The sequence below is a fragment of the Cupriavidus pampae genome (genome assembly GCF_914271485.1).
Classification (GTDB): Bacteria; Pseudomonadota; Gammaproteobacteria; order Burkholderiales; family Burkholderiaceae; genus Cupriavidus; species Cupriavidus pampae.
Genome location: NZ_CAJZAG010000011.1, coordinates 56514 through 76091 on the forward strand (window position 1 = coordinate 56514; position 19578 = coordinate 76091).

14 protein-coding genes are annotated in these 19578 nt (G+C 64.9%); 2 read left to right on the forward strand and 12 right to left on the reverse strand.

What is annotated here, in order from left to right:
* Positions 1-3: 3 nt before the first annotated feature.
* The 9 genes from LDO41_RS25790 to LDO41_RS25830 all read right to left on the reverse strand — a co-directional run bounded on the left by LDO41_RS25790 (position 4) and on the right by LDO41_RS25830 (position 9597).
* Complete coding sequence (locus LDO41_RS25790) at positions 4-1989, reverse strand: hydantoinase B/oxoprolinase family protein (protein ID WP_223993528.1); 1986 nt, start codon at positions 1987-1989, stop codon at positions 4-6.
* Between the two features lie 3 nt (positions 1990-1992).
* Positions 1993-4047, reverse strand: coding sequence for a hydantoinase/oxoprolinase family protein (locus LDO41_RS25795; RefSeq protein ID WP_223993530.1), 2055 nt, complete (start codon positions 4045-4047; stop codon positions 1993-1995).
* Between the two features lie 112 nt (positions 4048-4159).
* Complete coding sequence (locus tag LDO41_RS25800; protein ID WP_223993532.1) at positions 4160-5068, reverse strand: LysR family transcriptional regulator; 909 nt, start codon at positions 5066-5068, stop codon at positions 4160-4162.
* An 81-nt stretch (positions 5069-5149) separates the two neighbouring features.
* A complete protein-coding gene (locus tag LDO41_RS25805) occupies positions 5150-5446 on the reverse strand; it encodes a DUF4148 domain-containing protein (RefSeq protein WP_223993533.1) in 297 nt (98 codons plus the stop codon).
* 123 nt (positions 5447-5569) lie between these two features.
* The gene (locus LDO41_RS25810; protein WP_223993930.1) at positions 5570-6493 is read right to left on the reverse strand and encodes a tripartite tricarboxylate transporter substrate binding protein; all 924 of its coding nucleotides are present in this window, start codon (positions 6491-6493) and stop codon (positions 5570-5572) included.
* A gap of 88 nt (positions 6494-6581) precedes the next feature.
* Complete coding sequence (locus LDO41_RS25815) at positions 6582-7292, reverse strand: 3-oxoacid CoA-transferase subunit B (protein WP_223993534.1); 711 nt, start codon at positions 7290-7292, stop codon at positions 6582-6584.
* Positions 7282-7962 (reverse strand): 3-oxoacid CoA-transferase subunit A, encoded by a 681-nt coding sequence (locus tag LDO41_RS25820; protein WP_223993536.1) that lies wholly within the window; start codon positions 7960-7962, stop codon positions 7282-7284. Before LDO41_RS25820 ends, LDO41_RS25815 begins: the two co-directional genes overlap by 11 nt.
* Positions 7963-7979: 17 nt before the next feature.
* Positions 7980-8966 carry a Bug family tripartite tricarboxylate transporter substrate binding protein gene (locus LDO41_RS25825; protein WP_223993538.1) on the reverse strand — a complete coding sequence of 329 codons (987 nt, stop codon included), beginning with the start codon at positions 8964-8966 and terminating at the stop codon, positions 7980-7982.
* A 169-nt stretch (positions 8967-9135) separates the two neighbouring features.
* Entirely contained in the window at positions 9136-9597 is a 462-nt protein-coding gene (locus LDO41_RS25830; protein WP_223993540.1) for a winged helix-turn-helix transcriptional regulator, read from the reverse strand.
* Between the two features lie 133 nt (positions 9598-9730).
* Between LDO41_RS25830 and LDO41_RS25835 the strand changes: the two genes are divergently transcribed.
* Positions 9731-10936 (forward strand): MFS transporter, encoded by a 1206-nt coding sequence (locus LDO41_RS25835; RefSeq protein ID WP_223993543.1) that lies wholly within the window; start codon positions 9731-9733, stop codon positions 10934-10936.
* Here the strand turns inward: LDO41_RS25835 and LDO41_RS25840 are convergent.
* The 3 genes from LDO41_RS25840 to LDO41_RS25850 form a co-directional block, all read right to left on the reverse strand.
* Complete coding sequence (locus LDO41_RS25840) at positions 10905-16466, reverse strand: AAA family ATPase (protein ID WP_223993544.1); 5562 nt, start codon at positions 16464-16466, stop codon at positions 10905-10907. The two genes, LDO41_RS25835 and LDO41_RS25840, sit on opposite strands and share 32 nt — an antisense overlap.
* 37 nt (positions 16467-16503) lie before the next feature.
* Complete coding sequence (locus tag LDO41_RS25845) at positions 16504-17508, reverse strand: LysR family transcriptional regulator (RefSeq protein WP_223993546.1); 1005 nt, start codon at positions 17506-17508, stop codon at positions 16504-16506.
* A 222-nt stretch (positions 17509-17730) separates the two neighbouring features.
* Positions 17731-18399: a response regulator transcription factor gene (locus LDO41_RS25850; RefSeq protein ID WP_223993548.1), complete on the reverse strand. Its 669-nt coding sequence runs from the start codon at positions 18397-18399 to the stop codon at positions 17731-17733.
* A gap of 190 nt (positions 18400-18589) precedes the next feature.
* Here LDO41_RS25850 and LDO41_RS25855 point away from each other — a divergent pair, with 190 nt between their 5' ends.
* Positions 18590-19513: a LysR substrate-binding domain-containing protein gene (locus LDO41_RS25855; RefSeq protein ID WP_223993550.1), complete on the forward strand. Its 924-nt coding sequence runs from the start codon at positions 18590-18592 to the stop codon at positions 19511-19513.
* The last annotated feature ends 65 nt before the right edge of the window (positions 19514-19578 follow it).

Sequence of the window (19578 nt, forward strand, 5' to 3'; positions counted from 1 at the left end):
CCCCTAGAACGTTAGCGTCGGAAGATCCGAATGGCGGCTTGCCAGTTCGGTATAAACCTCGTTGACCCGGGCCGGACCCGCATCGCCGATATCCTCGCCGATTGCGGCGAAGATCGTGTTCTTGACGTAGTGGCGCCACGTGATCGGCACCTGCGCCAGGATCTTCGTCAAGGCATCGTAGCGGCTGCGCGACCATACCGCTTCAAACGCGTCGCGCTTCTCGCCGTAGCTGAAGTGCGCGCCATTCTTCCACAGCGGTCGGGCGCTGCGCAGTACGCGTGTAGCGCTTTCGTTCACTTCCATATCGTCCGTAAGCTCCACGCCGTAGACCGAGCGTGCCGCCTCGCGGCTGACGAATCCTGCCGCAACGTCGCGCGCCACGGTGTGCACGCAACGCTCGAACGGGTCGCCATAGCCACCGCCGCCGGGGCCGATGATACGCAGCACGTCACCGGGATTGCAGCTGACCACGTCCGAGTTCACGAGGTCGACCTCGTTCGGCTGGCCCGGATTACGCAGGAACTGCGAGTTGCCACCGGCATTGCCACCGAGCACGCCCCATGTGCTGAAGCGCGTGCGATTGCGGTTTCGCGCGGTGACCACCGAGTTCGGCGAGAAGACCTTGAATTCCATGACCATACCGAGACCACCGCGATAGCGGCCCGCACCGCCCGAGTCGCGCACCAGACCATAGTTCATGATCTTGATCGGCACTTCGGTTTCGATCATTTCCACCGGCGTGTTTTTCAGGAACGAACGATTGCCGCCGCTACCCTCGGCGCCATCGTCCGAGACCGAACCACCGCCACCGCCGCTGATCGGGCCGATCGATGCCATGATCAGGCGACCACGCCGATCGTTGGTCTTGACGTTCATCAGCGACGCGCTGCCGGCCGGTGCCGCGGCCAGACGCTCGGGCAGCGCCTGCTGGAAGGCACCCAGCACCGCCAGCTGCGACACCGCCACGGTCAGGCTGCGCATGCCGCATGCCGCCGGGGCCTCCGCGTTCATCACGGTGCCGCGCGGCAGAATCGAGTTGACCACGCGCGAGGTCCCCGCGTTGAGCACGAGGTGCGGGTTCAGCGTCGCCAGCGTATAGATCAGCGCCGGCGTGACCAGTGCGTGCTGCGGATGACCGCCGGTTGGCATGTTCAGCGACGACGCCAGCTGCGGATCGCTGCCGGTGAAGTCCATCGTCAGCGCATCGCCCTTGACCGTCAGCGTTACCGCGATTCGGCACGGATAGCCGTTGACCGAGTCTTCGTCGGCGTAGTCCGCGAAGAAGTACTCGCCATCGGGAATGTCGCGTACGACTTCGCGCGCCTGGCGCTCGGCGTAGTCGAGCAGTTCACCCTGCGCGGCCTTGAACACGTCCACGCCGAAACGGCGGATGATCTCGTGGATGCGGCGTTCGCCCGAGTTCATCGCGGCGATATGTGCCTTCAGGTCGCCCCAGTTCTGGTCTGGCGTGCGCACATTCAGCAGCAGGATGTTCAGCACGTCGTCGTTGAACTTGCCACCTTCAACGATCTTCGTCGGGGGAATGCGGATGCCTTCCTGATGCACTTCGTTCAGCGAGCGCGACAGCGATGCGGGCACCGCGCCACCGACGTCGGTGTTATGCACGTGACCGGCCACGAAGCAGACCAGCTCGCCCTCGTGGAACACCGGCTTCCACATATGGATGTCCGGGGTGTGCGTGGCGACGAAGCCGCTGTACGGATCATTGGTCAGGCAGATGTCGCCTTCGCGGTAGTCCTTGACCAGCGGCAGCACGCCCGAGTAGTTGATGCCGGTGTACCACGTCGCGCCGAGGCCCTTCGGCGAGGCGAAAGTCTCGCCACCGGGGGTCACCAGCTGCGTCGTGAAGTCCTCGGTTTCTTTGACGAACGAGGAGTGCGCGGTGCGCATCACCGTGTACGCCATCACCTCGGTTGCCGCCGCGCAGTAGTCGGCAAGAATCTGAAGCGTTGCTCGAGTGAGTTTCATCGTTTAATCCTTTTGTGCCGCGCTGGACGTGATGCGCAGGTTGCCGAAAGCGTCCACACGAACGTGCATGTGCTGCGGAACGAAGGTGGTCGTATCGTCTTGCGTGACGATGGCCGGGCCCGAGAATTCCTGATTCGCGAGCAGCTGCGCACGGCGATACACAGGCGTCTTGCGGTGTGCACCGTCCGACCACACGTCCACGGTCTTGACCGGGTCGGGGCTGCCGGTGCCCTCCGCGATGCGCGGCATGTTCGGCTGCGGCGTCTTGCCGCTGACCACGAGGCGCAGGTTGACGATCTGGATCGATGCTTCCGGATCGCTATGGCCGTAGAGCTTCTCGTGCGCGTCGTGGAAGGCCTGGCGGAGCGCCTGGAAGTCGCCTGCCTCGATCACCTTCTCGTCGATCACCGCTTCGATCTCGTACGACTGGCCGCGATAACGCATATCGGCCGTGTACACGTACTGCTCTTCGCCGCGATAGTCCTGTTCCTCACGCAGCCAGTTGATCGCGGTGCGACGCAGGCGGCGGTACTCGGTTTGCAGGGTCTCGACGGTTTCCGGTTCCAGATCTTCGTAGACGGTCTTGATGAAATCGTTCTTGAGGTCGGCGATCAAGCCGCCCATCGCGCTCAACACACCGGGTACCAGCGGCACGATGATTTCCGTCATCTCCAGTTCGCGCGCCAGCAGCGCCCCCATCATCGGGCCCGCACCACCGAACGGCAGCATGGCCATCGAACGCGGGTCCACCCCGAAGCGCGTCACCAGACCGCTGACCTTCGCGAACATGCCCGACACCGCGATGTTGATGATCGACTCGGCTGTCTCTTCGATGGTCTGGTTCAGGACCGTGGCCAGCGTGCCCACCGCGGTGCGTGCACGCTCGACGTCCACCTTCACCGCATTGAAGCCGATCTCGCCCTGACCGACGATGCCGCAGACCGCGAACGCATCGGTAATGGTCGGGCGCTCGCCGCCGCGGCCGAAGCAGGCCGGGCCGGGGCTGGAGCCCGCGCTGTCCGGGCCCACCTTGAGCACGCCGAGCGAGTCCACCCATGCGATCGAGCCACCGCCATCACCGATCGACGTCACCGACACCGACGGGATAAAGATCTGATGCTCGCCGATGTACTCGCCAATGCCGTATTGCGGCTCGCCGTTCACGATCAGCGCCACATCCGCGCTGGTGCCGCCGATATCCAGGCTCATGCACTCCGGCACATCGCATTCCTTTGCTACGAATGCCGCGCCGATCACGCCCGACGCGGTGCCCGACAGAATCATCTGCACGCACTCGCGCTTGGCCTGCTCCGCGGTCATTACGCCACCGTTGGACTTCGTCACGCGCGGCTCGGGCTGCACGCCGGCCAGCTTCAGCGCCTTCTGGAACGACGACAGATAGTGCTCGACGCGCGGCTGTACATAGCCGTTGATGATCGCGGTCGTGGTGCGTTCGAACTCGCGCACGATCGGCCAGATCTTGGCCGAGCTGAACACGGGCAGTTCCGAGGCCAGCGTCTTGATCAGGTCGCAGGCGGCCTGCTCGTGCGCGGCATTGCGGTACGAATGCAGGAACGACACCACCACGCCCTCAGCACCGGCCTTCTTCGCCAGTGCCAGCGCTTCTGCCACGCTGTCGAGATCCAGCGGTTCATCGACCGCACCGTCGCGGAACAGACGCTCGCGAATGCCGAACACCATCTCGCGCGGCACCAGCGGCGCGGGACGCTTGGACAGCAGGTTGAACATGCTCGGGAGTTTCAGGCGGCCCAGCTCCAGCACGTCGGAGAAGCCTTCCGTGGTGAACAACGCAAGCTTGAGACCCTTGCGCTGAATCACCGCGTTCACGCCGACCGTGGTGCCGTGCGTGAAGTAGGTGACTTCGGCGGGGTCAATGCCATAACGCTCGGTGAGCGTCTTCACGCCCGTGATGACCTCCGCGCCCGGCTCGTCCGGGCGGGAGAACACCTTCAGCGCCTGCACCTGAAGTGTTTCCTCGTTCAGTACCGCAAAATCGGTGAACGAGCCACCAATATCCACACCAATTCGATAACCCATGATCGTCCCAACAGGTTGATTTCCGTTTGCACAGCGTTTGCTGTCAGGGAAACTGTAGAGACGCGCCGCAAGATCAACAATTGATCCTTTTTCAGACGGCCATTCCAGAAATTCAGAGCCCCTGGAATGCCACGGATTCGAGCAGCCAGCCGCGGAAGGCGGCGATGCCCGGGGCCCCGGTGCGATCAGGCGAGTAAAGCAGGTAATAGCATTGCTGCGGGCGGAAGCAGAACTCGGACAGCTTGACCAGCTGGCCCTGTTCGATCGCCTGCTCGGTCAGGTAGTCCGGCAACAGCGCGCAGCCGAGCCCGCTGACCGCGGCCTGAAAGCCCAGCGAGAGTATCGAATAGCGCGGCCCGACCAGGTTGTGCCCCTTGTCGTGTCCGTGCGCGCGGAAGAATTCACCCCATGCTTCCGGGAATAGCGACTGATGCAGCAGCGGCAGTTCGGCGATGTCCGCCAGCGAGGTCAGCTCGCGTCCAGCCAGCAGCGACGGCGCGCACACCGGGTAGGACTCGAGCCCCATGACGAGGTCGCTGCCATAGCGCGCGGGCGGGTTCGCGTTGGTGACGATCGCCACATCTAGCCCTTCCTCGTTGAGGTCGGGGATGCCCGTGCGCGTGGTGATATTGAGCGTGATGTCGGGATGCGCCTTGGCGAAGTCGGACAGCCGCGGCAGCAGCCAGAACGACGCGAACGACGGTACCACCGACAGATTGAGGCTGCCGGCCTCGCCACGCGTCGCCATCAGATCGGCAGTGGCGTCGTCAAGGTCGTCGATGATGCGTGTGACGCGCCGCAGGTATTCTTTGCCCGCCACGGTCGTCACGACGCCGCTCGGAGTCCGCTCCACGAGCTTGAGGCCGACGAAGGATTCGAGCTCCGACAACTGTTTGCTGACCGCGCTCTGCGTCAGAGACATCTCGCGCGCGGCGAGCGTGATGCTGCCCAGACGGGCGGTGGTGGCGAACGCAACCAGGTTCGATATTGCCGGCAGGTGGCGTCGGCCAATACGTTTCATCGGATAAAAGGCATCGTGGGGGGCAACAAGCGCGCATCGTAGCACCGGCGCTCGGCCCCGCTCAAGCCCGAGGGAAACGCTTCACCCTCCAGTCGAAGGCGGCGGCGCCGCCGCAGGCACCGACGTCGCGCGCAGCCGCTGATACTCGGCCAGTTGCTTCTGCAGCGAAGGATCGAAGAACGGCGGGGCGCCGTCGCCGCGATACCGGTTACGCAGACCTGCCTTCTCCCATGCCTCGAGATCGGCCCGCACCTCTTCGCGCGTCAGCCCGCGCGGGGCGCCCTGGTAGGCCGCGTCAGCCGCCACCGCCAGCGATGGCACCAACGTTACCGCCGCGAATGTCGCCGACATCAACGCAAAACTCATCAGTCGTTTCATGGATACCGCTCCTTTGCAACGCAATCAGCGCTTCCAGCATAGGCGGCGTTGACGACATTCGCTTTCTACGACGTCGAAGTTTCACAAGTTTTAGCGCTATGACAGCAATGGCAGCGATGCAAGCTACTCCAGCTTCACCCCTGCCTCCTGCACCACCTTGTGCCAGCGCACGAGTTCCGCCTCGATATGTGTGCCTAGCGCCTCCGGCGTCGAGCCCACGGGCTCATAACCGTTCGCGGCCACCTGCGCGCGCAGTTCGGGTTGCGTCAGCACGGCCGCGATCTCGGTGCTGAGCTTGTCGACAATCGCGCGCGGCGTGCCGGCCGGCGCAAGAATCGCGTACCAGCCGTTGATATCGAAGCCCGGCACGCCGGCTTCGGCTAATGTCGGCACATCAGGTGCCATGGCCGCGCGCTTGCTGCTGGTCACGGCCAGCGCGGTCATGCGCCCTGCACGAATCTGGGGCATCGAGGTGGAAATGCTGTCGAACGTCAGTTGAATGTCGCCCGCGAGCATCGCGTTGACCACCTGCGCGCTACCCTTGTAGGGCACGTGGGTCATCTTCACGCCGGCCATCGAATCGAACAACTCGCCCGCAAGGTGACCCGTATTGCCGTTGCCCGCCGAGCCGAACGTGATCTTGCCCGGTGCGGCTTTGGCGGCTGCGATCAGCTCCGTCACGTTGCGCGCCTTCAGTGATGCGCTGCCGGCGACGATCAGCGGCAGGTTCGCCACCAACGACACCGGCGCGAAATCCTTGCGCGTGTCGTACGGCAGCTTCGGATACAGGCTCGGATTGATCGCGTGCGCGGCCAACACCATGATCAGCGTGTAGCCATCCGGCTTGCTGCGCGCGAGGGCCTGCGACGCGATGGTGCCGCCGGCACCGGGCCGATAGTCGAGCACGATGGGCTGGCCCAGTTTCTCCTGCAGTTTGGCGCCGAGCGGACGCGCGAGCAAATCCGCGCTGCCGCCTGGCGGATAAGGAATCAGCAATTGAATCGGCTTGGTCGGCCATGCCTCCGCCGCCATCGCGAGCTGCGGCATGACCGTTACGGTGGCGAGTGCCACCACAGCATGGAGCGCGTTCTTCGTCAGCATTCTCATTGTTGTCCCCTCGCCTGTTATGGATGCCTTATGTGCCAAGCCCGGCGCGCAGCACGCGGCAGTCGGGCGCCAGCGTCAACGGTGCGGCGGACAGCGCCTGCACGGCGTCGAACGACACTCCCTCCACTAGCCCCGTTACGTGCAGGCCCTGCCCGGGTACCACATCGATGACCGCCAGGTCCGTATAGATACGATCGACCACGCCGAGGCCCGTCAGTGGATAGGTGCAACGCTCGACAATCTTGGGTTGCCCGTCGCGCGTCACGTGTTCCATCATCACGAACAGCGTTGCGGCGCCAACCACGAGGTCCATCGCGCCGCCAACGGCCGGGATCGAATCGGGTTCGCCCGTGGACCAGTTAGCCAGATCCCCGGTTGCGGACACTTGAAAGCCACCCAGCACCGTGATGTCGAGATGACCGCCGCGCATCATCGTGAACGAGATCACGTGGTCGGAGATCGACGCGCCGGGTATCAGGCCAATCGGTGCCTTGCTGGCATTGATCAGGTCCGGATCGGTCGCGCCTTCGCGAATGACCGGCCCCATACCGAGGATGCCGTTCTCGCTGTGCAGCACGATCTCGCGATCGCCCGGCAGTTGATCGGATACCAGCGTCGGCATGCCGATGCCGAGATTGACGATGCTACCTGCGGGAATGTCATGCGCGACGACGCGCGCCATCTCGGCACGGCTCAGACGCGGCAACGTGGCGGTCATCGGTGACGTGTCATGCGGCATGAAGTTCTCCTTCGACCAGTGCCACCGCCTGCACGAATATGCCCGGCGTCATCACGGATTCGGGCGGCATATCGCCAAGCGGCACAACCTCATCCACCTGCACGATCGTATGACGCGCCGCGGTGCACATGACCGGACCGAAGTTGCGCCCCGCATAGCGATACGTGAGGTTGCCCCAGCGATCGGCACGATGCGCCTTGATCAACGCGAAGTCGCCGCGCAATGGTTGCTCCAGTACGTAGCCGACTCCGTCGATCACGCGACTCTCCTTGCCCTCCGCGAGCGCGGTGCCGTACGCGGTAGGCGTGAAGAACGGCCCGAGCCCCGCGCCAGCGGCGCGCAGGCGCTCCACCAGCGTACCTTGCGGCACGCATTCGAGCGCCACCTTGCCCGCGCGATAGGCATCGATAAAGGCCTCGGCATTGGTGGAACGCGGATGCGAGCAGATGACCTTGCGCACGCGGCCCGCACGTATCAGCGCCGCGATGCCGGTGTCACCGTTGCCGGCGTTGTTATTGACGATGACGAGGTCGCGCGCGCCCTGCGCCAGCAGCGCCTCCAGCAACGCATCGGGAATGCCCGAGCCACCAAAGCCGCTGACCAATACCGTGGCGCCATCGCCGATACCGGCCACCGCCGCCGCGAGCGACGGGGCGATCTTGTCGATCATGAAGACTCCTTCGAGAACTACTGCAAGGGGATGCCGGTGTCCTTGACCACGCGCGCCCAGCGCTGGCGCTCCTGCTCGATCATCTGCCCGAAGTGCTGGGGGGTGTCGCCACCCGACTGACCGCCGAGTTCGGCAAGGCGCGTCTTGATCTGTGGCTCTGCCAGCGCCGTCGACGCCGCCTTGTAGAGCTGGTCGATTACCGCCTGGGGGGTACCGGCGCGCGCCACTAGCCCGAACCATGCCGTTACCTGAAAGTCGTCGTATCCCGCCTCCTTCATGGTGGGCACATCGGGCAGTTCTGGCACGCGCGTCGCGCTGGTCACCGCCAGCGCGCGCAGCTTGCCGGCCTGAATCTGCGGCAGCGAACTGGGCAGGTTGTCGACCATCATCGTCACCTGTCCCGCGACAAGATCGGCCACGGCCGGCGCGGCCCCTTTATAGGGGACATGAATGGCGTCGATGCCCGCGCGTTTCTTGAACAGCTCGCCGGACAGATGCACCGACTGGCCGGTTCCCGAGGAGCCGAACGACAACTGCCCCGGCTGCGTCTTCGCGTACGACACCAGTTCCGCGACGTTGTGGGCGGGCACTTTCGGATTGACCACAAGGACGTTGGGCACTGATACCACCAGCGTAATCGGTGCGAAGTCCTGCGGTTTGTAGGGAAGCTGTCGGTACAGCGCGTAGTTGATGGCGTTCGGGCCGATATTGCCCATCATCAGCGTGTACCCATCGGCGGGGGCCTGCAGCAGCGCCTGCGCCCCGATGATGCCCGCCCCGCCCGCGCGGTTGTCCACCACGACCGGCTGTCCGAGGATCTCGCTCATACGCTTGCCGACGAGCCGGGCTGCGATGTCGGTGGTACCGCCTGCCGCAGCGGGCACGATCAGCCGGATCGGGTGATCGGGATAGGCAGCCTGCGCGCCGCCCGCCATGCCCAACGAGAGAAAGGATGCAACCGCCCATGCGGCAGCCAGACCGGCCCCGCCCATCGTTGTGGTCATTGCTGTCTCCTGGCCGGCCGTTATGTCATCGGCCGTTATGTATTTGTGTGGCGCCGTAACGTCCGGATCGCGCACTTACGATAGGCCAGCCCCGGAGACATGGGAATTCTTGATTTACAACACTGGGCTTCGGGGTTGTGGAAGTACCACCCCCCACCCGGCGGCCGTATCACCGCACCTTCTTCACTTCCGTCGCCGAGGCAGCGATCGCGGTGCCGTCTTTTGCCAGTGGCCGCATTGGCGGCAGCGGCTTGCCGGTGCGCTTGTCGATCAGCACCGAATGCCATTCTCCCGGCGCGAACAAATGGCTCTCGCCCCATTGCCGCAGCGCCACGACCACCGGGAACAGGCGTTCGCCGGCGCTGGTCAGCACGTACTCGAGATAGGCCGTTCCGTCGGAAGCGGGCTGCGTGGCGAGAATGCCCGCATCGACCAGTTTCTGCAGCCGGTCGGTCAGGATATTGCGCGCCATGCCGAGGTTGCGCTGAAAATCGCCAAAGCGCCGCACGCCGTCGAACGCGTCGCGCACGATCAACATCGACCAGCGGTCGCCGATGATGCCCAGCGATCGGGCGACCGGACAGGGATCCTCGCTGGGATCCAGACGCGTTTCGGATCGAGCTTTTGACATGACAGGCCGTTGATTGAATGTGGTTGCATTTTAAAACTAGAAGCCCTAGCATTCAACCAGTTTCGATTTGCAACTACATTCATCCATGTCAAACCTGCCTTCGGCCGAGGTTGGGGACACGCTCGTCCCCAAAATGCCCACCGCTACCCTACCTTCCAGCCTGCTGACGCTGTTCGCCGTGGCGAGCGGACTCAGCGTGGCGAACGTGTACTACGCGCAACCATTGCTCGACGCCATTGCGCGCGAATTCGGTGTCGCCGAGGCTGCCATTGGCAGCGTGGTCACGGCGACGCAGATCGGCTGCGCGCTCGCGCTGGTGTCGCTAGTGCCGCTGGGCGATCGCTTCGACCGGCGCCGGCTGATGGTGATCCAGTTGCTCGCGTTGGTTGGCGCGTTGCTGCTCGTAGCCAGTGCCCGATCGACGCCGATGTTGTACGCCGGCATGCTGGCCGTTGGCCTGCTCGGCACCGCGATGACGCAGGGATTGATCGCCTACGCGGCCAGCACCGCCCATGGCGCGTTCGCGCATGAGCAGGGTCGGATCGTCGGTGCCGCGCAGAGCGGGGTGTTCATGGGGCTGCTCGGGGCGCGCGTACTCTCGGGCGCGATCGCCGATGTCGCCGGCTGGCGTGGCGTTTATCTGGCGTCGGCGGTACTGATGCTGGTGCTCGCGATTCCGCTGTGGCGCCGACTGCCGGTTCTGCCTGCCCCGCGCGTGGACATCGGCTATGCCCGCCTGCTGGCATCCATGCTTACGTTGCTGCGCGAAGAACGCGTGCTGCGGCAGCGCGGCATGCTGGCGCTGTTGATGTTTGCGACCTTGAACATCTTCTGGAGTGCACTGGTACTGCCGTTGAGCGCCCCGCCCTTCTCGTTCCCGCATACCCTCATCGGCGCGTTCGGTCTGGTCGGCATCGTCGGCGCGCTGGCATCCACGCGCGCGGGGCAGTGGGTGGATCGCGGCTTCAGCCAACGTACGACGTCCATCGCATCGATCGTTCTCTTGATGGCATGGTGGCCGCTGTCGTACCTGCAGGCACCCTCGGCACTAGCCTCACTGGCGGCGCTAGTGCTCGGGATCGTGCTGCTGGATGCCGCCGCGCAGGCACTGCATGTGACCAACCAAAGCCTGATCCTGCGCAACCGGCCGCAGGCGGCCGGGCGCCTGATCGCGCTTTATATGCTGTTCTACGCGATCGGCAGCGGTCTGGGCGCGAGCGTCAGCACGATCGCGTATGCATGGGGTGGCTGGCAGGCGGTGTGTCTGCTTGGCGCGGGGGTGAGTCTGCTTGCATTGCTTCTGTTCGTCATGCAACGTCGCCACACGCACGCAGCGTGAACTGCATCAGCGCCCCACGCGGCGTGTTGTGGCTGGCCCATAGCTGCCCGCCATGCGAGTCGATGATCGAGCGGCAGATGGCCAGCCCCATGCCGAGTCCGGTCGGCTTGGTGGTGTAGAACGCCGCAAAGATGGTGTCGAAGTTGGTGTCGAAGTTGGTGTCGAAGTTGGCGTCGAAGCTGGCGGCATGTCCGGCCCCCTCTGCCCTGGCCTCATCGAGACCAAAGCCGGGTCCGGTGTCGGCCACGGTCACGCGCACGTAGCCGTCGTCGCCAGCGCTCGCGGCAATGTCGAGCGCCCGCACACCGTCCTCCATCCCACGCATGGCCTCGAGCGCATTGACGATCAGGTTCAGCAACACCTGTTGCAGCGCCACCCGATCCCCTTCCACGCGTGGCAGGTTGCCGCCAAGGCGGACCGTCACTACCGCGCCGCTCCTGCGTGCTTCGGTCGCCGTGAGCTCGATCACCTCGCAGATCGCCGCGTCGATCGCCACGGCAGTCTTCTCGGGCGCCCCTTTCCGGATCAGTTGCCGGATGCGGCCCAACACATCGGCCGCGCGTCCCCCATCTTTAACGATACGCTCGAGCGCGAGCATCGCTTCATCGCGGTTCGGCGCCGCCATCTTGAGCCACCGCATCGCGGCCTGGGCGTTGGTGACCGTCGCACCGATCGGCTGATTGATCTCGTGTGCGATCGATGCGGTCAGTTGCCCCATCGTGGCCACGCGATTGGCATGTGCGAGCTCGGTCTGCACCTCGCGATAGCGCCGCTCGCCTTCGCGTACCCGCTCCTCGGCACGACGGCGCTCCGTCAGATCGAGCACAAAGCCCACGCCCTGCTGGCTCTCCGCGCCGAACGTCGCCAACCCGATGATGACCGGCACTCGCGTACCGTTCTTGTGGATGTATTCCTTTTCGTAAGGCACCGCGCGCCCGGTGCGCAGCGCTTCCTCCAGGCCGCGTTCGCTGAGCGTCAGCATTTCCGGTGGCGTCAGGTCGCGCCAGCGCACGCGCCCGGAAACCAGCTCTTCACGCGCGTAGCCGACCATACGCAGGAACACATCGTTGGCTTCGAGAATATAGCCGTCGCTGTCCCAGCCGATGATGCCGATAATGTTCGACTCCACCAGCCGGCGAATCTTCGCCTCGCTGGCGGCAACGTCGCGATACAGGCGTGCATTCTCGAGCGAGATCGCGGCTTGCGATGCCACCAGCTTCAGCACCGCCACACGGCACGGATCGAACACCCGCGCCATCAGGTTGTTCTCCAGATAGATCGCGCCAACGAGCTTGGCGCGATTGGTCAGCGGCAGGCACAGCATGGAACGCGCGCGCAACTCGCGCACGTAAGGGTCCGCGACGAAAGACGGGTCGGCGCTGGCGTCGTCGAGCAACACGCTCTCGCGCGTCCGCAGCACTTGCAGCAGCATCGACATCGGCATCATGGTGGCGGTGACCTCCGCTTCCTCGTGGTGCAGTCGGATCCCATCCACGCCAACCGTAGCTTCTGCTGCCATGCGATGCGCGTCGTCGTCGATCAGGATCAGCAACCCGCGCTCGGCGCCAGCCTGCTCGATTGCCGTGCGCAGGATCAGCGCGACCAACTTGTCCGGCACGATCTCGCCCGACACCGCTTGCGACACCTTGATCACGGTGCCGAGATCCAGATGCTCGACTGGAGCGGCGATGGTGTGCGTCGACGTGGGCGCACGCGCCTCCGCGCGCAGATACGCATGCTGCGCCTCGAGCTGTCGCACCTTCCCGTCCGCGCCCCAGCACAGATAACCGTGCCGTGCGTCCTGCATATAGACGCGGGCGATCTTCGCCAGGCCGCGCGCCGCGTAGAAGCGTGACGCCAACTCGTTGGCCAGCGCCTCGATATGAATCAGGCCGCCATCGCGCGCCAACCGGATGGCATGCTCGTAGTGCAGCTCCGCCTCGGCCACACGCCCTTCGATGCGCGCAACCTCCGCCGTGACCAGTGCGGTCTGGCTCGCGAAGTTCTCCGTGCAGTGCGTGGCCCAGGTCTGGAGCTTGGCGCGCAGCACCTGAATCAGGCCCAGTTGTCGGCGTCGATCCTCCACCGCGATCACATCGTAGCGGGCCACTCCGACCAGCGCGGCGTAGAAGGTGTATTCGGCTTCCTCGATAAACCCGTGCGAGATCCACAGCAGCGATTGCGCATGCGATGCCGCCGCCATCGCCGCCCAATGATCGCCAGCAAGGTAGCGCGCCTGCAGTTTGCGAATCCAGTACCAGCACGCACGGATCGGCGAGCCTTCCGACAGCCGCGCTTCCATCTCCGCTTCATTGACGTCCTCGTCATCGAAGTGGCCAAACCTCGGCGTGACGCCGCGCAGCGTGCGGATCAGCGCAAGCTGCTGCCCGAGGAAATCCACCACGAGCCGGAACTGCGCCTTGCTCGCATGCTCGATGCCACGCCGCGCCTCCGCTTCAATGATCGATAGCGACTCCCCCATATACAACTGCGTCGAGACCAGCGAGTTACAGGCAAAGCCGCCACGCGGTACATCGCCGATCCGCAGCGCGGTCTCGAACGCATCGCGCAACCGATCGGTACACTCCCGCATCGGCTGCGTCCAGCGCGCCACGAATAGGGAATAGGACAGATGGGTACGGGCCGCATGGCGCTCGCAGCCGTATCGCCTGACCAGCTCGCAGCCGAGTTGGCCAAAGCGAAAACCCACCGCATAGTCGCCAAACAAGCGCCCGGCAATGCGCGGAAAGTTTGCGTACGCGACGCACGATGCCTCGCCATTGCCGTGCGCCAGGCTCAGATTGACCGCTTTGCAAATCGTCAGCCCGGCCAGATTGCCGTGGGCCAGCAGCGCGGGCGAGAACAGCGACGCCAGAACCTCGAGCGTGGCGATCGCCACCTCGTCCGCCATCGGTGGCAGGTCGATCAGATCTTCGATTGACCGTTCGCCGATGCGCTGCCAGATCTCCTCGTACTCGTTGCGCAGCAACGCCTCGTCGGGACGCTCGGTCCAGTCGATGCCAACGTGCCGAAGAAACGCGAGGCAGACGCCGATCGCGTCCCCATGACGCTCGAGCAGCAGATACACATCCACCTGCCAGCAGGCGACGCGCGCACGCTCGGCCGTCGTCGCCGCATGGGTGGAGAGCACCGCGAAGCGCGCCTCCGCCACCTGTAACTGACCGGTGAGGAACTCGCATTCGGCGCGGCCGCATTCCAGCGCGAACATCAGCTCGTGACGGCGCGTCCAGTCGGCAGCCTCCATCAGGCCTGCCCCGGTGGTCAGATACGTGAGCGCGGAAACGTGCGCCGCGGAGGCCCTGGCGCGTCGTCCCGCGCGCAGGTTGAACTCCGCCAGAGACTCCCGCTCGTCCGCGTCGGTCATGCAGGCAGCGCCGCGGTTGAGCTGTGAGACGATCTCGAAGATCGCCTCACCGCGCCGCGCGCGCGGCGTATGCACGGCCAGCAACCGCCCGATCCGCAAATGCGCCTGCGTGCGCTCGAACTCCGGCATTAGCGAATACGTGGCTTCGTGAATGCGGTCGTGCGCAAACGCGTAGCTATCGTCGATACGCTCCACCAGCTCCTGCCGCACGCCTTCCCATAGCGCGGCATGGACCTCCGCCTCGGACACATCGAGCATCAACGCCAGCGTCGTGACATCGGCAACGTGACCCAGGCACGCAAGCTGCCGCAGAGCATGCAGGGTGCCTTCCGGCACGCGCGCCAGCTTGCCGACCATCAGGTCCACTACGTTGTCGGTGTACCCCTTCGCGTGGATCTGGCTCGCATCCCAGCGCCATTGCCGCGTCTCGTGATCGAACACCAGCAGCGCCTCGTCGACGAGTGATTGCAGGAACTGGATCACGAAGAACGGATTGCCGGCCGTCCGATCGCGGATCAGTCGCGCCAGCGGCCGCATCTCCGCGCAGGTGGTATGCATGGACTCCGCCAGCAACTGCTCGATATGCGTGCTGCCGAGCGGCGTCAGGCGCAGCTCCGTCACCCGGACACACGCACTGCGGATGGCCCGCAGGGTTGCACACAGCGGATGCCCCGCCTCCATGTCGTGATGTCGAAAGGTGCCGACGATCATCACATGCCGCAGGTCGGCATGCGTGAGCAGATCCTCCAGCAGATCCAGCGTGGCCACATCGAGCCATTGCAGGTCGTCGAGCACCAGCGCCAGCGGATGCTCGGGGCGCGCGAACACGCCGATAAAGCGGCGCAGCACCTGCCGGAAGCGCTGCTGCGACTGCTGGGCGCCAAGTTCCGGGACCGGTGGTGGCTCGCCGATTACCAGCTTGAGTTCGGGAATCAGATCCGTCACCAGCACCGCATTGAGATCCAGCGCCTCCAGCAACGCATCGCGCCATGTCGCCAGCCGCGCATCGGACATGCCAAGCAACGCGCGCACGAGCCCGTGAAACGCCTGCACCAGCGTGGCGTAGGGGATATTGCGCTGGTACTGATCGAACTTGCCGGCTGCGAGCAGCCCTCGCTGAGGCACCAGCACCTTGTGCAGTTCGTTGATCACGGAAGACTTGCCAATACCCGAGTAACCCGACACCAGCACCATCTCCGGGAGGCCGCTCTCGCAGACACGCGCGAACGTGGCACCCAGGGCCTCCACCTCGCGCTCGCGCCCATACAGTTTCTCGGGGATCATCAACCGGTCCGGCGTGCCGTAGGTATCGAGCGGAAACGGCTCGATCCTGCGATGGCGCCGCCATGCCGTCAGGCAATGACGCAGATCGTGCTCGAGTCCGGCCGCGGTCTGGTAGCGTTGCTCGGCCGTTTTCGCCAGCAGCTTCATGACGATGTCGGAGATCGCGGCGGGCACCGCGCCTACGCGCTCGCCCGGCGGCACCGGTTGCCGCGCGATATGGCAATGTACCCACTCCATCGCATCCGCCGCCTGAAACGGCAACACCCCAGTCAGCAACTGATAGAAGGTCACGCCAAGCGCGTAGAGATCGCTGCGCGAGTCGATCGACCGGTTCATCCGTCCGGTCTGCTCGGGTGCCATATACGCGAGCGAGCCCGCGATCGTCTCCGGCAGCTCCGGCAGCTGGCGCTCGCGCGGCAGTCGAGACGCCAGCCCAAAGCCGGTCAGGCGCGTACCGCCATCGGCGCAATGCACCAGAAAGTGCGCGGGCTTGATGTCCTTGTGGACGAGGCCACGCTGATGCAGCTTGCTCACCACACCTGCCATGCCGATGGCCAGTTGCAGGAATTGCTCGGGCTCGGGCATCGCGGCGTCGAACCACGCCAGCGGCATGCCACCGGGATCCTCGAGCACCAGCTGGCTGCGGCCCCCTTCACGCATCAGGCTCAGCGGTCTTGCCGCCCAGGCGGAGTCGAGATCGTCCTTGAGCGCGAACTCATGCGCGAGGCGATCGAGACTCGCCGGTAGCGGGCGCTCCGCCGCCGAGCGCACGATCAGCACGCTGTGCGCGGCTTCGGGCGCCGATTGTCGGCAGAACACGCGTTCGCCATCATCCCACAGGGTCTCGAGTCGGATTGCCATTGCTGATCGATGCGTTTCTTGATAAACCGGCCGGCGCTCAGGGCCCGTTGACGCGTAGCTGTTCGGTCATGAAATCGACGAACACGCGCACGCGCATGGGCAGATGCTCTCGGCAGGGGTAGCAGATGTAATGCCAGCGATCGCGCGGGGCATGCGCCGCCAGCGTGGTCACCAGTTCGCCGCGCGCAATATGCTCCCGGACCTGATGCGCAGGAAGTTGGGCAAGGCCACGGCCGTCCAGCACCGCTCTCAGCACGACCGCGGCATCGTTGAACGTCAGCCGGCCAGTTGGCAAATGCCGTGCGTTGCGCCCGTCCGCGTCGAAGTGCCACGGCAGCATCCGTCCGGACGAGAGCCGCAGGTTGATGCAATCGTGCCGCGCCAGTTCCTCCGGCGTCTCGGGCAAACCGCGCGACTGTGCATACGACGGCGCCACGCAGACCATCATGTCCATCGGCGCGAGACGCCGCGCGATGATGCTCGAGTCCTCCAGACAACCATCGCGAAACGCGATATCGATGCGGCCGGCGGACAGATCCACCGGCTCGTCATCGAGTTGCAGCTCCACCGCCACGTCCGGGTAGAGATCGAAGAACTTCAGCAGCAACGGCGTCACCACCTCGCGCCCGAAGCGCACCCCGGACGACACGCGTAGCAATCCACGCGGCGGTCCATGGCGCAGGTCGAGCATGTCGTTGACCGCGCCGACGATCTGCGTCACGCCTTCGTTGCAATGCCTGAAGAAACGTTCGCCCTCGCGCGTCAGACTGGTGGAGCGCGTGGTCCGCAGGAATAGTCGCGTGCGCAATTGCTCTTCCAGCCGCTGCACGCTGCGCGACACCGCCGAGCGACCGATGCCGAGGCGCTCCGCGGCCCGCGCGAAGTTGCCCTCGGCCGCCACAGCCATGAACGCGATGATGCTCGCGTAGCTCGTCGTCAGGCAACTGGACAGGCCATCGTGGTCTGGCAATCGCCGCGCGGCCGCCGCATGCAAAGGCAGGCCGGCGTGACTGGTTCGAGGGGACAGGCTCGGTAGATTCATCGGTGACTCCGGAATGTTGCGTCGGGCGCGGCAACGGGTCGCGAGATGCGGCGATGGATAGAAGCCGATCTCAACGCCGCAACCGCATGCCCGCCGTGACGCAAGAGTAGGGGCACACGACATGCCGACACCATTCTTCGGAGGTCTGACGCCAGGTTCTACATCCGCATGCGGGGGTCATACGACGGTATGGGGGAACACCGCCCCGCCGGCAACGCGCGGTCACTCAGGGGACTGCGCGGGCAGGTCCAGCAACTGTGCCTTCTTGACGAGTTCCGCAATCGAACGGGCCGCCATCTTCCTCATCACCTGTCCGCGGTGAATCTTGACCGTGACCTCGCTCACGCTCAACTGCGCGGCGATCTGCTTGTTCATCATGCCGGTAACGACGAGCCGCATGACATCGCGCTCGCGCGGCGTCAGCGCGTCATAGCCGGCACGCAGCACGGCCGTCGCCTTGTCCGCCGCCAGCCGCTCGCTGTCGCGCGCCAGCGCGCTGGCCACCGCATCGAGCATGTCCTGATCGCGAAACGGCTTGGAGAAGAAGTCGACGGCGCCGGCCTTCATCGCCTTGACCGTCATCGCGATGTCGCCATAGCCGGTGACAAACACGATGGGCATATGCACGCCGTTGCGCGCGATGTACTCCTGAAAAGCCAGACCGCTCTCGCCGCGCAACCTGACGTCGAGAATCAGGCAGCTCGGCACCGGGGCCTTGGGGTGCGCCAGGAATTCCTGTGCCGACTCGAACGTTGCCACCCGTAAGCCGTTCGAACGAAGCAGCGCATCGAGCGACAGACGCATCGACTCGTCATCGTCGATGACATAGACCATCCACTCCCGGGGATCATGCGACGGTGGGACAAAAGTGGACTGGGACCACGAACTCATCTTGCTTCCTTACGGCCGGTTGCGACATTGCCACGGGCACCCTAGCATCACGGCCGACCGCCTCGCAAGCATCATTCCGCTCCCGTAAGACGAAAGTATGACGACATCATGCCTGTGCCATTCCGGAGCCTGGCATCGTGGCCGGAACTCGTGTTTAATGCCATTTCCACTCAGCACTTAATTCCGTTTAATGCTCAGCCTCGATGATCTGCGCCTGATTCGCGCCGTGGGCGCGTCCCCGTCGCTCGCCGCCGCGGCGCAGTTGCTCGACCTGACGCCGCCTGCGGTAACGGTGCGTCTGCAGCGAATGGAGGCGCGGCTCGGTGTGCGGCTTGCGGTGCGGCAGTCGCGCGGCATCGCCCTGACCGACGAGGGTCATCGTCTGCATCAGGAGGCCATCGAATTGCTCGACCGCATGGAAGCGCTGCCGGCGCGCATCTCGGGCCGCGATGGCGAGATGCGCGGCAAGCTGCGCATCGTGGCGCCATTCGGCTTCGGCAGAAAGCACATCGCGCCGATCGTGCGCGACTTTCATCGCCAGCACCGCGAACTCGAGGTGTCGCTGCATTTGTCCGAGAGCCCACTGTCCGACGGGTCCGGCGCCGACCTCGTGGTGACCATCGGCAAACTCAAGTCGTCGTCGTGGATTGCCCATCCGATTGCGCCGAACGATCGCATCTTGTGTGCCAGCGCGGCTTATGCCCGTCGCCTGACGGACCTCGAACATCCCGCCGATCTCACGCGCTATCCGTGCCTGTGCCTGCGCGAGAACGAGGAAGACGTGACGCGCTGGCGGTTCCTGCCCGGCCATGGCGGACAGGCCGATGCGCGCAAGGCGGTGACGATCCGTGTGTCGGGCATTCTCTCCACCAACGACGGCACGATCATCTCGGACTGGGCGCTGGCCGGTCTCGGCATCGTGGAGCGGTCCGAGTGGGATGTGGCACCGCTGATCGCCGCAGGCAAGCTTGTCAGGCTGCTGCCGAACTGGAGTCTGCCGGAAGCGCCGGTCATGGCGCTGCTGCCTTCGCGCACCGGCGTATCGTCGCGGCAGCGGGCTTTTCTCGACGCGTTGCGCGCCGCGCTGTCGCCGCCACCGTGGCGACGGGCCTAGTTCAGCATTAAATACAACTAAACGAAGCATTCAATCGGCATTAACCACGGCAAGCTGCCGACGCT

Excerpts from the sequence above, each read along its gene's own strand:
- LDO41_RS25790 (WP_223993528.1), bottom strand. The coding sequence starts at position 1,989 with ATGAAACTCACTCGAGCAACGCTTCAGATTCTTGCCGACTACTGCGCG.
- LDO41_RS25795 (WP_223993530.1), bottom strand. The coding sequence starts at position 4,047 with ATGGGTTATCGAATTGGTGTGGATATTGGTGGCTCGTTCACCGATTTT.
- LDO41_RS25800 (WP_223993532.1), bottom strand. The coding sequence starts at position 5,068 with ATGAAACGTATTGGCCGACGCCACCTGCCGGCAATATCGAACCTGGTT.
- LDO41_RS25805 (WP_223993533.1), bottom strand. The coding sequence starts at position 5,446 with ATGAAACGACTGATGAGTTTTGCGTTGATGTCGGCGACATTCGCGGCG.
- LDO41_RS25810 (WP_223993930.1), bottom strand. The coding sequence starts at position 6,493 with ATGCCGCAGCTCGCGATGGCGGCGGAGGCATGGCCGACCAAGCCGATT.
- LDO41_RS25815 (WP_223993534.1), bottom strand. The coding sequence starts at position 7,292 with ATGCCGCATGACACGTCACCGATGACCGCCACGTTGCCGCGTCTGAGC.
- LDO41_RS25820 (WP_223993536.1), bottom strand. The coding sequence starts at position 7,962 with ATGATCGACAAGATCGCCCCGTCGCTCGCGGCGGCGGTGGCCGGTATC.
- LDO41_RS25825 (WP_223993538.1), bottom strand. The coding sequence starts at position 8,966 with ATGACCACAACGATGGGCGGGGCCGGTCTGGCTGCCGCATGGGCGGTT.
- LDO41_RS25830 (WP_223993540.1), bottom strand. The coding sequence starts at position 9,597 with ATGTCAAAAGCTCGATCCGAAACGCGTCTGGATCCCAGCGAGGATCCC.
- LDO41_RS25835 (WP_223993543.1), top strand. The coding sequence starts at position 9,731 with ATGCCCACCGCTACCCTACCTTCCAGCCTGCTGACGCTGTTCGCCGTG.
- LDO41_RS25840 (WP_223993544.1), bottom strand. The coding sequence starts at position 16,466 with ATGGCAATCCGACTCGAGACCCTGTGGGATGATGGCGAACGCGTGTTC.
- LDO41_RS25845 (WP_223993546.1), bottom strand. The coding sequence starts at position 17,508 with ATGAATCTACCGAGCCTGTCCCCTCGAACCAGTCACGCCGGCCTGCCT.
- LDO41_RS25850 (WP_223993548.1), bottom strand. The coding sequence starts at position 18,399 with ATGAGTTCGTGGTCCCAGTCCACTTTTGTCCCACCGTCGCATGATCCC.
- LDO41_RS25855 (WP_223993550.1), top strand. The coding sequence starts at position 18,590 with ATGCTCAGCCTCGATGATCTGCGCCTGATTCGCGCCGTGGGCGCGTCC.